Origin of the sequence: Halomonas sp. NPDC076908, from assembly GCF_050269715.1 — a bacterium.
GTDB lineage: Bacteria > Pseudomonadota > Gammaproteobacteria > Pseudomonadales > Halomonadaceae > Vreelandella.
Genome location: NZ_JBNNIW010000002.1, coordinates 119,343 through 131,839, shown reverse-complemented (window position 1 = coordinate 131,839; position 12,497 = coordinate 119,343). Strand labels below are relative to the sequence as shown.

General features: G+C 54.5%; 14 protein-coding genes. 9 read left to right on the top strand and 5 right to left on the bottom strand.

Going from position 1 to position 12,497, the window contains the following annotated elements; translation table 11 throughout:
• The first annotated feature begins 121 nt into the window (after window positions 1-121).
• On the top strand, window positions 122-1,093 hold the full coding sequence (locus ACQKE4_RS01745; RefSeq protein WP_427386618.1) for a L,D-transpeptidase family protein: 972 nt from the start codon (window positions 122-124) through the stop codon (window positions 1,091-1,093).
• Between the two features lie 13 nt (window positions 1,094-1,106).
• Here ACQKE4_RS01745 and ACQKE4_RS01740 read toward each other — a convergent pair whose 3' ends face one another.
• Genes ACQKE4_RS01740 through ACQKE4_RS01725 form a run of 4 tightly spaced genes read right to left on the bottom strand, consistent with a single transcriptional unit; the run spans window position 1,107 to window position 4,316 of the window.
• On the bottom strand, window positions 1,107-1,766 hold the full coding sequence (locus ACQKE4_RS01740) for a response regulator transcription factor (protein WP_427386617.1): 660 nt from the start codon (window positions 1,764-1,766) through the stop codon (window positions 1,107-1,109).
• Window positions 1,763-2,977 carry a sensor histidine kinase gene (locus tag ACQKE4_RS01735; protein ID WP_427386616.1) on the bottom strand — a complete coding sequence of 405 codons (1,215 nt, stop codon included), beginning with the start codon at window positions 2,975-2,977 and terminating at the stop codon, window positions 1,763-1,765. The genes ACQKE4_RS01740 and ACQKE4_RS01735 overlap by 4 nt, the downstream gene beginning before the upstream one ends.
• Window positions 2,978-2,979: 2 nt before the next feature.
• Window positions 2,980-3,648 carry a 2OG-Fe(II) oxygenase gene (locus ACQKE4_RS01730; RefSeq protein WP_427386615.1) on the bottom strand — a complete coding sequence of 223 codons (669 nt, stop codon included), beginning with the start codon at window positions 3,646-3,648 and terminating at the stop codon, window positions 2,980-2,982.
• Complete coding sequence (locus ACQKE4_RS01725) at window positions 3,645-4,316, bottom strand: CoA pyrophosphatase (protein ID WP_427386614.1); 672 nt, start codon at window positions 4,314-4,316, stop codon at window positions 3,645-3,647. Before ACQKE4_RS01725 ends, ACQKE4_RS01730 begins: the two co-directional genes overlap by 4 nt.
• A 94-nt stretch (window positions 4,317-4,410) precedes the next feature.
• On the opposite strand from ACQKE4_RS01725, the gene ACQKE4_RS01720 reads away from it, so the two are divergent.
• The gene (locus ACQKE4_RS01720) at window positions 4,411-4,968 is read left to right on the top strand and encodes an NUDIX hydrolase (protein ID WP_427386613.1); all 558 of its coding nucleotides are present in this window, start codon (window positions 4,411-4,413) and stop codon (window positions 4,966-4,968) included.
• A gap of 26 nt (window positions 4,969-4,994) precedes the next feature.
• Here ACQKE4_RS01720 and ACQKE4_RS01715 read toward each other — a convergent pair whose 3' ends face one another.
• Window positions 4,995-5,306, bottom strand: coding sequence for an NGG1p interacting factor NIF3 (locus ACQKE4_RS01715; protein ID WP_427386612.1), 312 nt, complete (start codon window positions 5,304-5,306; stop codon window positions 4,995-4,997).
• A 128-nt stretch (window positions 5,307-5,434) separates the two neighbouring features.
• Between ACQKE4_RS01715 and ACQKE4_RS01710 the strand changes: the two genes are divergently transcribed.
• From ACQKE4_RS01710 to ACQKE4_RS01680, 7 genes are all read left to right on the top strand, one after another.
• On the top strand, window positions 5,435-6,385 hold the full coding sequence (locus tag ACQKE4_RS01710; protein ID WP_427386611.1) for a sugar-binding transcriptional regulator: 951 nt from the start codon (window positions 5,435-5,437) through the stop codon (window positions 6,383-6,385).
• Between the two features lie 165 nt (window positions 6,386-6,550).
• A complete protein-coding gene (locus ACQKE4_RS01705) occupies window positions 6,551-7,873 on the top strand; it encodes an ABC transporter substrate-binding protein (protein WP_427386610.1) in 1,323 nt (440 codons plus the stop codon).
• A gap of 109 nt (window positions 7,874-7,982) precedes the next feature.
• The gene (locus tag ACQKE4_RS01700) at window positions 7,983-8,873 is read left to right on the top strand and encodes a carbohydrate ABC transporter permease (protein ID WP_427386609.1); all 891 of its coding nucleotides are present in this window, start codon (window positions 7,983-7,985) and stop codon (window positions 8,871-8,873) included.
• A gap of 29 nt (window positions 8,874-8,902) precedes the next feature.
• On the top strand, window positions 8,903-9,769 hold the full coding sequence (locus ACQKE4_RS01695) for a carbohydrate ABC transporter permease (protein ID WP_427386608.1): 867 nt from the start codon (window positions 8,903-8,905) through the stop codon (window positions 9,767-9,769).
• Between the two features lie 12 nt (window positions 9,770-9,781).
• A complete protein-coding gene (locus ACQKE4_RS01690; protein ID WP_427386607.1) occupies window positions 9,782-10,933 on the top strand; it encodes an ABC transporter ATP-binding protein in 1,152 nt (383 codons plus the stop codon).
• Window positions 10,930-11,613, top strand: coding sequence for an HAD family hydrolase (locus ACQKE4_RS01685; RefSeq protein WP_427386606.1), 684 nt, complete (start codon window positions 10,930-10,932; stop codon window positions 11,611-11,613). Before ACQKE4_RS01690 ends, ACQKE4_RS01685 begins: the two co-directional genes overlap by 4 nt.
• A gap of 13 nt (window positions 11,614-11,626) precedes the next feature.
• Window positions 11,627-12,412: an L-iditol 2-dehydrogenase gene (locus ACQKE4_RS01680; protein WP_427386605.1), complete on the top strand. Its 786-nt coding sequence runs from the start codon at window positions 11,627-11,629 to the stop codon at window positions 12,410-12,412.
• Window positions 12,413-12,497 lie beyond the last annotated feature (85 nt).

Sequence of the window (12,497 nt, the reverse complement as noted above, 5' to 3'; positions counted from 1 at the left end):
CGTTCTCCGAAAATCCCTGTAAGATTGATGCGGCACTCTGCCCTGTTGACCTGCCGCGCTGGTGTGGGCATATTCCCATCAAATAGCCTATTAAGTAGCTGCCACATAATAAGGAGACCTGATGACAATATCCCCTGAGCGTTCCCTACCATTTCAGCGTATCAAGCAGCTTTTGGTAGGCGGCATTGCTCTGAGCACGTGGCTGTTTGCCACTGTGGCAACCGCAGAGAGCGATGATTGGCCTAAGGGTCACTATCCGTTGCCTGAAGAAGGCAGCATCGTAGGCAGTATTTATACAGTGACCGCAAGCGCAGACGACACGCTTGTCGATATTGCCCGGGAACATAACGTTGGCTATGACGAAATTCGCTTTGCTAACCCTGATGTGAGCATTTGGGTGCCAGGCGAGGGCACAGAAGTGACGATTCCTGCACGACATATTCTGCCTGATGAAGAGCGAAAGGGGCTCGTCATTAACGTCGCTGAGCTACGTCTTTATTACTACCCCGAAGTGGCTGCAGGCGAAACGCCGCGTGTAGAAACGTATCCCATAGGCATAGGCCGAGATGGCTACAATACGCCGTTGGGCATCACCCATACTAGAATGCGTCTGCAAGATCCGGCTTGGTATCCGCCGCGCTCTATTCGTGAAGAAGCCGCTGAAAGGGGTGACCCTGCACCAGCGGTTGTTCCCCCTGGTCCAGACAATCCCTTGGGGCGTCACGCCATTTTGTTGGATATCCCTGGCTACCTGATTCATGGCACTAACCAGCCTGATGGTATTGGAATGCGCGCCAGCCGTGGCTGCATTCGTATGTACCCTGAGGATATCGAATCAATTTTTGGACGCATTCCTGATGGCACCCAGGTGAATATTATTGATGAATCGATAAAGTTAGGCTGGGATGAGCAGGGTACGCCGCATGTTCAATCATTTGCAGCATTAAGCGAGCAAGAAGAGGGCATGAGCACTTTGCTGGAATTGATTAGCCTTGTTGAACAGCACGAAGATGGCTCACCACGTGTAGTGGATTACGAGCAAGTACGTGAGACCCTAGAGCGCTCAGATGGGTTAGTGGTTCCGCTGATTTAAGCGTTTGCAGCCGCTAAGATAATAGGGTGTTAGGTGGTAAGGCGGTGACTAGCCTGAGTGCCACCGCTTGCCTTACCAATTGAGCTAAATTGGCTGCCGCCATTGTTTTCATGGCGCGCAGCCGATACACCTCTACCGTTTTGACGCTGATCTGCATGTGCTCAGCAATCTCACGGCTGGTCATGCCTTCCGCCACGTGTAAAACAATGCGCTGCTCTTTGGGCCGTAGGGCTTGATAGCGTTGCTGTAGCAGGGCGTATTGTTGCGCTGCATCGCGCTGATGGTGAGAGAGTGCCAGCGCTTGCTGAACAGTATCGATCAACTGCTGATGGTTAAACGGTTTCTCAATGAAGTCGAACGCCGCATTTTTTAATGCGGCCACCGCCATGGGAACATCGCCATGGCCGGTCATCATAATCACCGGAAGCATCGCTTTTTGGTCAGCCAACAGCTGCTGAACCTGTAAGCCACTCATCCCAGGCATTCGGACATCCAGCAACAGTACGTCAACGTCATCACTAGCTGCCGCAAGAAAGCTTTCGCCGTCAGCGTAGGCGTAAGTTGTCATCCCCACCGATTCTAATAACCATACCAGTGAATCACGTAACGCCTGATCGTCATCCACAATGGCAATGCAGGGCGCAGCGCTTGGAGCATGAGCAGAGGTTGTCACGGTGTGTGTCCTGTCTTTCGGGTTGGCATCTCTTCACTGCGCAGTGTACCGACAAAGCATGCGCCGCAGAACCGCCCCTTTGACGGTTGTAACGGCTCAGCTAGTGAAAGCGAGCCGCCCATGGCTTCCATTAACGAACGACTGATGGCAAGGCCCATGCCTAATCCTTCATTGCGGGTGGTATGAAAGGGTTCAAAGATAGCCGTTTGCTGGTTATCAGCTACGCCCGCACCTTGATCACTCGCGCTGAAGCTCACTTGGCGGGTGTCGATATATTCGGCGCTAAGCAGCACCTGCTTAGCCGTCGTGACGTGACGGCTAGCCTCCAGTGCATTTAGCAATAGGTTGATTAGCACCTGTTCAAGGGCGACAGGGTCAGCATGCACTCTTGGTAGCACGCCAGGCAGCTCGACTATGATCTGAAGACCCGCTTGTTGGAATTGCCATTCGCATAGCTGGCAGGCAGCATTAATGGTCTCGCTAAGCGAAATCGCACTGACTTGAGTGCTACCTTTGCGTACAAAACTGCGAATATGGCGCAGGCGCTCAGCCAAGCGCTGGACCTGTTCATCAATACGGGTAAGTGGCAGCGTGAGCTCAGAGGCAGCAAGCGTCGGCGTGTTGTTAACTTTTAGCAGCGCCCCATTAGCATAGTTGGCAATCGCACCCAAAGGCTGATTGAGTTCATGGGCAATATTGGAGGCCAGCTCGCCCGTGATCGCTAACCGATTGGCGTGGGCAATCTGCTCTTGGTGGCGACGTGCTTGGGCTTCACCTGCTTTGCGTAAACCCACGTCACGCGAGACGCAGAGAATATCCAGCAGCTCACCTGTGTGCGGGTCGCGGCGCGTACGGCTAGTGGTTTCAAACCACACATAGTGGCCAGCGTTGGCGCGAAAGCGGTAGGTGTGCTGATAAAAGCCATCGCGGTAGTAAACGCGCGGCGACTTATTGAGCAGATCGCTTAAATCGTCCGGGTGAAAAAGCCGATAGGCAGAGACGCCCAGCAACTCGTCGGGCTCATAGCCGATTAACTCTCGTGCCGCTTGGGAAGCGTAAAGGAAGGTGCCATCACGGGCATGGCGGGAAATCAGATCGGTCGTGCTTTCCGCTAACCACTGGTAGTGGCACTTCTCCTCTTCGAGCGCTCTGTTTTGCGCCTCCAAGGCCGCGATACGCGCATACAGCGCCTGTTGATCTGGCTGCGTCATGGTTAGCGCGCAGGATCAAGTACGCCACCCAGCGACGCATTACGTCGGAACCAGCCCGCAATGCTGGAGCGAGGGCAGCGGGTGGGCAGCACTTCATGAGGGATCTTTTCTGATAAGAAACAGGCAAAGGTACCTGCCTCTGGTACTACCCGGGCGACCTCTTGGCTGGGGTCGTCCGGGTGGTAGATAACCATTTCACCGCCGCCATCGCTAGGCCAGTCAGGCGTTAAATAGCCGACGGTAGAGATGATGCGGTTAGCGCGGCCACGGAAACTATCCAGGTGGCGCTGATAAAAAGCCCCAGGCGGGTAGTGGGCAAAATGGGCTTCATACTCAAATAGGCCTAAAAACAGCGCGTGGTTAAGCGCCTGTTGTAGTTCGCTCATAGCCTCTAGATAACGCCGTTGAGCGGCGCTTTCACGATCAAGCCAGTGAATGGCATCGCCCCGGATATCTTTACGCAGCAGATGCTGCTGACCACGGCCAATGCCCGCTTCATCCAGGCCGTTATACGCTGCTCTATGCAGAACCTCGCTATTCAGCGCTTCGCAAAGCCTTAGGTCGATTACCCCGCGCCCGACGTACCAACCCTGCTCAACCAGCGCATCGACAAGCTTCACCTGGGTCGATGGCTGTAGCACTGGCGTAAATGTCTTAACACTGGGGGTCATTTGTTGGATCTCGATGGCGTCGAACGGGGAGAGTTCGCTGCGGGATTAGACAGTCGGCTTTTACGTTCAGGGTAGTGGCGCAGTGGGCCTAAGGGGCGCTGATATAAATCAATCGGCATCCCAAAGCCTTCGGCTAATAGCTCGACCAGCATCATCGCCGACAGCCCCCAGATTACATGGCCATCAACATGGTAGCTAGGCACATAGTGGGCAACGCCATCCACGGTAATCACATCGGTATGGGTGCGATGATCATCCAAAAAGTGGCTTAGCGGCACTTCAAAGATGGCGTCTAATTCACCAGGGTCGGCAATCAGCGGTAGGTCGGGTGGAATAATGCCTACCCATGGGGTTACGCGAATGCCATGCAGTGAAATGACATCAGACAGCCGCCCCAGCGGTTGCACAAGCTGTGGGTCAAGGGCAATCTCCTCTTCAGCTTCACGTAGCGCCGTGGCGTAAAGGTCGGTGTCGTAGGGCTCGCGCTTGCCGCCTGGAAACGCCACTTGGCCGCTGTGGGTGCTCAAGTGGCTGGCACGACGGGTAAATAGTAAAGTGGGTGCTGGACGGTCAACAATCGGCAACAGCACGGCCGCCTCGGGCATCACGATGTGATCCAAGCGTTGAGGCGTCAGTTGTTGCAGCTGTTTGCGGAGTTTCTCTAACATGGGGCATCCAATAGCTTTGTTCTCTTTTACCCAGCAGCGGTCATTGACGTCAAGCGCGTCGAGGCTTCTATTCACTAGCCGTTGAGAGTACGCGATGAATTTTTGTAGCCACTGTGGTGATAAAGTACGTTTTGGCGTTCCTGAAGGCGATGATCGCCCACGCTACCTGTGCGATGCCTGCAGTACTATTCATTATCAGAATCCGCGCATTGTAGCCGGTACCCTGCCGGTTAGCGGTAGCAAAGTGTTGCTCTGCAAGCGTGCGATTGCGCCGCGCAAAGGTTACTGGACACTGCCTGCTGGTTATATGGAAAACGCTGAATCGACCCAACAGGCGGCGGCTAGAGAAACCCGGGAAGAGGCCTGTGCCGAGGTCGAACTAGCCAACCTTTATACGCTTATTGACCTACCGCATATCAATCAGGTGTATATGATTTTTCGCGCAGAGCTTGTCGGTGGCTTTAGCGCTGGGCCAGAAAGTCTCGAAGTCGCGCTGTTTGAAGAGCATGAGATTCCCTGGGATGAACTTGCCTTCACTACCATTGAACGCACGCTACGGCACTTTTACACTGACCGCCCACACAATGAATTTCCGCTTCATATCAGCATAGTGACCCCTGAAGATCGCGAACGCTATTTTGGTAGCGCCTGATCCATCTGGAATGTTTCAAGAGGCTGTTACAGGTCAGCCAGCAACCAAACATCATAAGCGACTTCTTCATAGGGGTGGGCAAGCTTTAGTGCCGCGATGGCACCGTGTATATGCGCTTCATCGCAGACCATCTCGATTTTAAACTCTTCCACACTTTCCAAGCTGCCAACCGCGCCAATATGAGGGTTGGCACCTTCCGTTGGTCGAAACTGGCCTGTGCCGCGGGTTTGAAAGCAAACGTTTTCATAATCACCAATACTGCCTGCTCCGGCTTCAAACACGGCTTGTTTTACGCTTTCGGCAGCGTCTACGGGAACAAAAAAGGCCATTTTATACATACGCTATCTCCAGCTAATCGATCCATGGTGGGGAGGAGGCTACCTATATGGTAACGAATAGATGACTTCTGGTCGCGGCGTTAGCTTTGTATGATGGTGGCACTGGTCAACAATAAGAGAGCCGTTGAATGGATAAGTTTGAGGTAAAGCTGGATCAGGCGGCTAGGGCTGCCTGGATGTCGTATGTGGGCGGAATGACTCAAGATGAGATTGCCTGCCAGTTGGGCGTATCGCGCCCGGGGGTACAGCGCTTGCTGGCGCTTGCCCGTCAGGAAGGGCTGGTGAAAGTACATATTGATCATCCTATTTCGTCCTGCATGGCGCTGGCTAGCACACTACGGGATCATTTTGGTTTGACCTACTGCGAAGTTGTTCCGGCAGATAACCAGGCACTCGACAGCGCTGCTTCTTACCTGGCAGTGGCCGCCGCCGAGCGCATTGCTCAATGGGTAGAGCGTAGTGAACCGCTCACGCTTTCGTTGGGTACCGGGCGTTCGGTAAGGGCAGCGGTGGAGGCACTTAGCCGCGTTGAGCGACCTCAGCACCGGTTTGTTTCGCTGGTAGGTAATGTGGCCCGGGACGGTTCGGCCAACCGCTACGATGCAGTCATGGCTATGGCGGATAAAACCGGTGGCGAGCGCTTTTTACTGCCCGCGCCCGTCGTGGCGGAATCGCTGGCTGAAAAAGAGGCGATGCTAACGCAGCGACTGTTTAAGGCCATCGCCGAAGTAGCCAAAGAGTCAGAGGCCGCGTTTATTGGCGTTGGGCGCATTGATCGTCAGGCAACGCTATTTCAAGATCATTTTATTAGCGAAAGTGAGCTGGATGAATTGTTGGGGCTTAAAGCGGTAGGCGAGCTGCTTGGCTGGCCGCTGAACAGCAATGGCGAGGTAATTGATTGTTCGATTACACATCGGGTTACCAGCCTGCCCTTAGCGTACTTTAGTGAGCATCTTATGGTGGCCATTGCCGGTGGCCGCGAAAAAGCCCCGGCGATTCATGCCGCATTGCGCGGTGGTTGGCTTAAAGGATTAGTGACCGATGAGGTGGCGGCACGCCAGATTGTTGAGGCGCTATAAGGTGTTAGTGCGTGCGCCGCAACATACGTCAAAGCTAATGAGTTAGCGTAAAGTCTAAGCCCATGGGCTTTGCTTTTTTTTGGCTTAAGTACGATCATTTGTTCGGTTGATGATCAAAAAGATCAAGGCGACAACAATGCCAATACATGCCCATAGGAGTGCTTTATGCGACTCGCACGTCACTTGCCCGTCACTACGTTAGCGGCCGCCATTTTCATGGCGGGACACGCCCAGGCACAAACGTCGATTACCGTGGCCACGGTTAATAATAACGATATGGTGATTATGCAGAGCCTCACAGAGGCTTTTGAAGAAGCGCATCCCGACATTACCCTTGACTGGGTAGTGCTTGAGGAGAATGTGCTACGCCAGCGTATGACCACTGATATTGCCACCGGTGGCGGCCAATTTGACGTCATGACTATCGGCACTTATGAAGTGCCTATTTGGGCAGAGCGCGGCTGGCTGTCACCGCTGGATAACCTGCCCGGCAACTACAACGAAGACGATCTGCTGGCCTCCGTGCGCGATGGTTTAAGCCTGGATGGCACACTACACGCACTGCCGTTTTATGCTGAAAGCTCAATGATGTACTACCGTACGGATCTGTTCGAAGAAGCGGGCATTGAGATGAGCGAGCAGCCTACCTGGGAAGAGGTACGCGAGTGGGCAGGCGAGCTACACGGCACTCAAGATGGCTTGGCCGGCATCTGTTTACGTGGCAAGCCGGGCTGGGGTGAGAATATGGCCTTCCTCACCACGCTTGTGAACACCTACGGTGGCCGCTGGTTTGATGAGGAGTGGAACCCTGAGCTCAATTCGAAGCCGTGGGTAAACGCCATTCAGTTTTATGTCGACTTGCTAACCGATTACGGCCCGCCAGGGGCGAGCTCTAACGGCTTTAACGAAAACCTGGCGCTGTTCGCACGCGGTAACTGTGCCATGTGGGTGGATGCCACTTCAGCCGCAGGTAAGCTGTTTGACGAAAATGAGTCCGATGTGGCGGATAGTTTAGGTTTCGCTCCAGCACCGATAGCAGAAACACCCAAAGGCTCACACTGGTTATGGTCTTGGGCGCTCGCTATTCCGGCATCTTCCGAGAATCAGGAAGCGGCGCTTGAATTCATCACCTGGGCCACATCAGAAGCGTACATTGAGCTTGTGGGTGAAACCCAAGGCTGGACCAATGTACCTCCCGGCACACGTGAATCGACTTATGCCAATGAGCAGTACACCGAAGCGGCGCCGTTTGCAGATTTCGTACTCAGCGCCATTCAAGAAACCGACCCCAATGACTCTACTCTAGAGCCAAATCCTTACGTTGGCGTACAGACAGTCAACATCCCTGAGTTTCAATCGATTGGTACTCAAGTAGGCCAAACCATCGCCGCTGCGTTAACCGGTGACACCACGGTTGAACAGGCGTTAGACAACGCCCAGCGTGCCACTGAACGCACGATGCAGCGAGCGGGCTACATCGAACGTTAAAAGCAATCAGCGCCTGCCTGTTCACCTGGCTATTAACAGTGTGGGCAGGCGCTTTATCGATGTTGTCTAGCCGTATCCGTAAAGAGCCTCGTATTTCGCAGGTAATCCCATGACTAAAACCCGTGCTTCCGGCCGTACCGTCGGCGGGCTGAGAACGCTTTCACTTCAAGCGCCAGCCGTCACGCTACTACTGCTATGGATGATTGTGCCGTTAGGCATGACGCTATGGTTCTCCTTCCAGTACTACAACCTGCTAATGCCCGACATGGCCGGTTTTGCCGGGGTGGAAAACTACGAATATCTGCTAACAGACCCCGCGCTGTGGAAGGCCATGGGCAACACGCTGCTGCTGGTCGGGTCAGTGCTGGCGATTACGGTCATTGGCGGCACCTTACTGGCGGTGCTGTTTCAGCAGGATTTCGCCGGGCGAGGGGTTGCCCGTGTGTTGGCGATTTCGCCCTTTTTTGTCATGCCCACCGTCAGCGCCCTGGTGTGGAAAAACATGATGATGCACCCCTCTAACGGCGTGCTGGCGTGGCTGTTTGAATCCGTTGGACTGCCTGCCTTGGATTGGTTTTCGGCGCTACCGCTGACCTCCATTGTGATTATCGTCGCTTGGCAGTGGCTACCTTTTGCGCTGTTGATTCTACTCACCGCCATGCAGTCACTGGATGAAGATCAGGTAGAAGCGGCACGTATGGATGGCGCGGGGCCGATCGCTATTTTCTTCTTTATTACCCTGCCGCACTTAAGACGTGCGATCAGCGTGGTGGTCATGATTGAAATGATCTTCCTGCTGACTATTTTCGCAGAAATTTTTGTGACGACCTCGGGTGGCCCTGGTTTAGCGACCACCAATCTGGCCTACCTGATTTATATCCGTGCGCTACTCGATTTTGACGTGGGCACTGCGTCCGCCGGTGGGGTGATTGCGATCATCCTTGCCAATATCGTGGCGATCTTCTTGGTCCGTATGGTGGCCAAAAACCTGGAAGACTAGACCGGCACTTGTGTCTTGGGAGCACTTCGATGACAACATTAGGTTCCAAAACGGCTGCGCCGCGCTCGGTAACGGGGTGGCGGTCAGCACAAACCAAGCGGGCCATTATCACGGTGCTGGGCTGGTCGGTTGCCCTGGTCATCTTTTTTCCGATTTTCTGGATGATATTGACCGGGTTTAAAACCGAAACAGCGGCAATTGCCGACCCTACGCTGATTTTTTCGCCCACCCTGGAAAGCTATCAGGCGGTGCAGGCGCGCTCAGGCTATGCGCGGTTTGCCCTTAACAGCGTGGCGGTGGCCTTTGGCTCTACCTTCTTCGCGCTGTTAATTGCCATCCCCTGTGCTTATGCCATGGCCTTTTTACCTACCAAACGCACCAAAGGCACCTTGCTGTGGATGCTCTCTACCAAGATGCTGCCATCGGTTGGGGTACTGGTGCCGATCTATCTGATTTTCCGCGATGTTGGCCTGCTCGACACCCGCACCGGTTTGATCATCATCTACACCCTGATGAACCTGCCGATTGTAGTGTGGATGCTCTACACCTTCTTTAAAGATATGCCTAAAGACATTCTTGAAGCTGGACGCATGGATGGTGCCACGACGCTGCAGGAGGTGTGCTTTCTACTGCTGCCGCTAACGCTGCCAGGCATCGCCTCCACGGGGCTGTTGTCGATCATTTTGAGTTGGAACGAGGCGTTCTGGAGTCTCAATCTAACCTCTTCAAAAGCCGCTCCATTAACCGCTTATATCGCCTCGTTCTCAAGTCCTGAGGGGCTGTTCTGGGCCAAGTTGTCAGCAGCATCCACCATGGCGATTGCGCCCATTTTAATACTCGGCTGGATGACCCAAAAACAAATGGTACGTGGCCTGACCTTTGGTGCCGTCAAGTAAAGGATTTTCCTCATGGCAACACTACAACTGAACAATATTACCAAGCGTTTTGGTGATACCGAGGTGATCAAGGGCATCGACCTTGAGGTGAATGACCGCGAATTTGTGGTTTTCGTTGGTCCTTCTGGCTGTGGTAAATCGACCTTGATGCGCATGATCGCCGGTCTGGAAAGCGCTACCGATGGCGATATTTTGATCGATGGCCAACGTATCAATGATGTTGGTCCTGCAGACCGTGGTCTCGCCATGGTGTTTCAAAGCTATGCGCTTTATCCGCACATGACGGTAGAGGGCAACATGGGCTTCAGCATGCGCCTGGCGGGCGTGCCCAAAGAGGAGCGCCGTGCCAAGGTACTGGAAGCAGCCAAGATTCTTCAGCTTGAGCCGCTGTTAGACCGTAAGCCCAAAGCGCTCTCCGGCGGTCAGCGCCAGCGGGTGGCCATTGGCCGTGCCATCGTGCGCAACCCCAGCATCTTCCTGTTCGATGAGCCGCTCTCCAACCTGGATGCCGCCCTGCGTGTGCAGATGCGTATCGAGTTAGCGCGCCTGCACGATGAACTGGACGCCACCATGATCTACGTTACCCACGACCAGATCGAAGCGATGACCATGGCGGATAAAATCGTCGTGCTTCACGATGGCGTTGTTGAGCAGGTGGGCTCGCCCATGGCGCTCTACCACCATCCGCGCAATCGTTTTGTGGCGGGGTTTATTGGCTCGCCAAAAATGAATTTCCTCAATGTATCGCTGGCAAGCGTTACTCCCGATGGCGTCGTGATTCGTCTACCAGGTGGCGGCGAGCGCAGTGTACCGGTGAATGGTCAGCAGCTAAATGACAATGCCGCGCTTGAGTTAGGTATCCGTCCTGAGCACTTGGTGCTGGATGAGCAGGGGCCGTTGAGCGGGCAGATCAAAGTGCTTGAACGCCTGGGCGGACAAACCTCGCTCTACGTTCAGATGGACGATGCGTTAGTCACCATTATGGCCGATGGCGATGTGGCATACCGGGTGCATGACACAGTGCGTTTTGGCTTTGCCCCTGAGCGGGCCCACCTGTTCGATGGCAACGGCTTGGCATTGACAAGCTTGCAGCAGCATCCCCTTGCAGGGCTGACACGCCACGATAATCGCGCCCCAGGCTCCTCATCTGAGGAGTTGGTATGAAGATGGTGATCTTCGACTGTGATGGTGTGCTGGTCGATAGCGAAGCGCTAGCTGAAGGCACTCTGGTGGAGTACCTCAGCCGCTGGTTGCCAGACCTTGATGTTGCCAAGTTGCTTAGCCAGGCATTGGGCATGACCACCGCTAATATTTTGCGTCATCTCGAACAGTTAAGCAGCTACACGCTGCCATCTGATGCCACCGAGCAGATGGATACCGCTATTGAGTCTCGCTTGGCGCGGGAGCTTAAAGCGATTGAGGGAGCCGAGAGGGCGGTGCGTAGCATCGCATTGAGCAAAGCGGTGGTTTCCAACAGTCGGCGTAGTCGTGTAGTGGCATCGCTTGCAGGCACACGCTTAACCGATGCCTTTGGCGAGGTGCCCATTTTTACCGCCGAACAGGTCGCGAATCCCAAACCAGACCCCGCACTTTACCAGTTAGCAGCTTCCCAGCTTGGCCAAGTGCCGCGGGACTGCCTAGTGGTGGAAGACAGCGTAGCGGGGGTGACCGCCGCCCGCGCGGCAGGCATGTGTGTGATTGGTTTTGTCGGCGCTAGCCATGTGGATGCAGAGCAGTCAGCGCGCCTTATTCAGGCCGGTGCCTGGCGAGTTTTAGAGCATATGAATGGCCTGGAAGCTCTGGTAAATGAGTGGCAATCCACTGCTTCCAGCGCTGCGCACTAACGAGAGCATTACGATGAAACTAACCAATAAAATCGCCGTGATTACTGGTGGCGCTCGGGGCATCGGTTTAGCCATCGCCCAGCGTTACTTAACTGAAGGCGCCAGCGTGGTGGTGGCCGATATTGATCAAGCGGCAATCGATTCAGCTGTAGCAACCCTGAGCCAGCAAGCGCCTGTCGAAAAAGTCATGGGCGTTGAACTGAATGTCTGCGATCAGACGTCGATTAACGCCATGGTCGAGGCGGTAACAAGCCGTTTCAGTGGTATCGATATTTTGGTCAATAACGCTGCAGTGTTTGATATGGCGCCGGTGCTTGAAGTTACTGAGGCAAGCTTTGATAAGCAGTTTTCGGTTAATGCCAAGGGCATGTTTTTCACCCTGCAGGCGGTTGCCCGCTCAATGGTGGCTCGTGGCCAGGGTGGCAAAATTATCAATATGGCTTCCCAGGCAGGCCGCCGTGGCGAGGCGCTGGTAAGCGTTTACTGCGCCAGTAAGGCTGCGGTGATCAGCCTTACCCAATCCAGCGGGTTAGATTTAATCAAACACCGTATCAATGTTAACGGCATCGCCCCCGGTGTGGTGGATACGCCGATGTGGGAGGAAGTCGACGCGCTGTTTGCCCGGTTTGAGAACCGCCCGCTCGGCGAGAAGAAGCGTTTAGTCGGTGAGGCGGTGCCATTCGGCCGCATGGGCCAGCCGGAAGATCACACCGGAGCCGCCGTGTTCTTAGCCAGCCAGGACAGTGATTACGTGGTCGCCCAAACCCTCAATGTCGATGGCGGCAATTGGATGAGCTGAGGCGGCCATAACACTCGAACCTGATCCGCATACGACACCTTCGCTTTCAATCATCCCCATTGTGCCGAGTATGCCTTGGCTTGGA

What these genes read in the sequence shown, in the direction of transcription:
- ACQKE4_RS01745 (WP_427386618.1), top strand. Translation starts at nt 122, where the DNA reads ATGACAATATCCCCTGAGCGTTCCCTACCATTTCAGCGTATCAAGCAG.
- ACQKE4_RS01735 (WP_427386616.1), bottom strand. Translation starts at nt 2,977, where the DNA reads ATGACGCAGCCAGATCAACAGGCGCTGTATGCGCGTATCGCGGCCTTG.
- ACQKE4_RS01730 (WP_427386615.1), bottom strand. Translation starts at nt 3,648, where the DNA reads ATGACCCCCAGTGTTAAGACATTTACGCCAGTGCTACAGCCATCGACC.
- ACQKE4_RS01725 (WP_427386614.1), bottom strand. Translation starts at nt 4,316, where the DNA reads ATGTTAGAGAAACTCCGCAAACAGCTGCAACAACTGACGCCTCAACGC.
- ACQKE4_RS01720 (WP_427386613.1), top strand. Translation starts at nt 4,411, where the DNA reads ATGAATTTTTGTAGCCACTGTGGTGATAAAGTACGTTTTGGCGTTCCT.
- ACQKE4_RS01715 (WP_427386612.1), bottom strand. Translation starts at nt 5,306, where the DNA reads ATGTATAAAATGGCCTTTTTTGTTCCCGTAGACGCTGCCGAAAGCGTA.
- ACQKE4_RS01710 (WP_427386611.1), top strand. Translation starts at nt 5,435, where the DNA reads ATGGATAAGTTTGAGGTAAAGCTGGATCAGGCGGCTAGGGCTGCCTGG.
- ACQKE4_RS01705 (WP_427386610.1), top strand. Translation starts at nt 6,551, where the DNA reads ATGCGACTCGCACGTCACTTGCCCGTCACTACGTTAGCGGCCGCCATT.
- ACQKE4_RS01700 (WP_427386609.1), top strand. Translation starts at nt 7,983, where the DNA reads ATGACTAAAACCCGTGCTTCCGGCCGTACCGTCGGCGGGCTGAGAACG.
- ACQKE4_RS01695 (WP_427386608.1), top strand. Translation starts at nt 8,903, where the DNA reads ATGACAACATTAGGTTCCAAAACGGCTGCGCCGCGCTCGGTAACGGGG.
- ACQKE4_RS01690 (WP_427386607.1), top strand. Translation starts at nt 9,782, where the DNA reads ATGGCAACACTACAACTGAACAATATTACCAAGCGTTTTGGTGATACC.
- ACQKE4_RS01685 (WP_427386606.1), top strand. Translation starts at nt 10,930, where the DNA reads ATGAAGATGGTGATCTTCGACTGTGATGGTGTGCTGGTCGATAGCGAA.
- ACQKE4_RS01680 (WP_427386605.1), top strand. Translation starts at nt 11,627, where the DNA reads ATGAAACTAACCAATAAAATCGCCGTGATTACTGGTGGCGCTCGGGGC.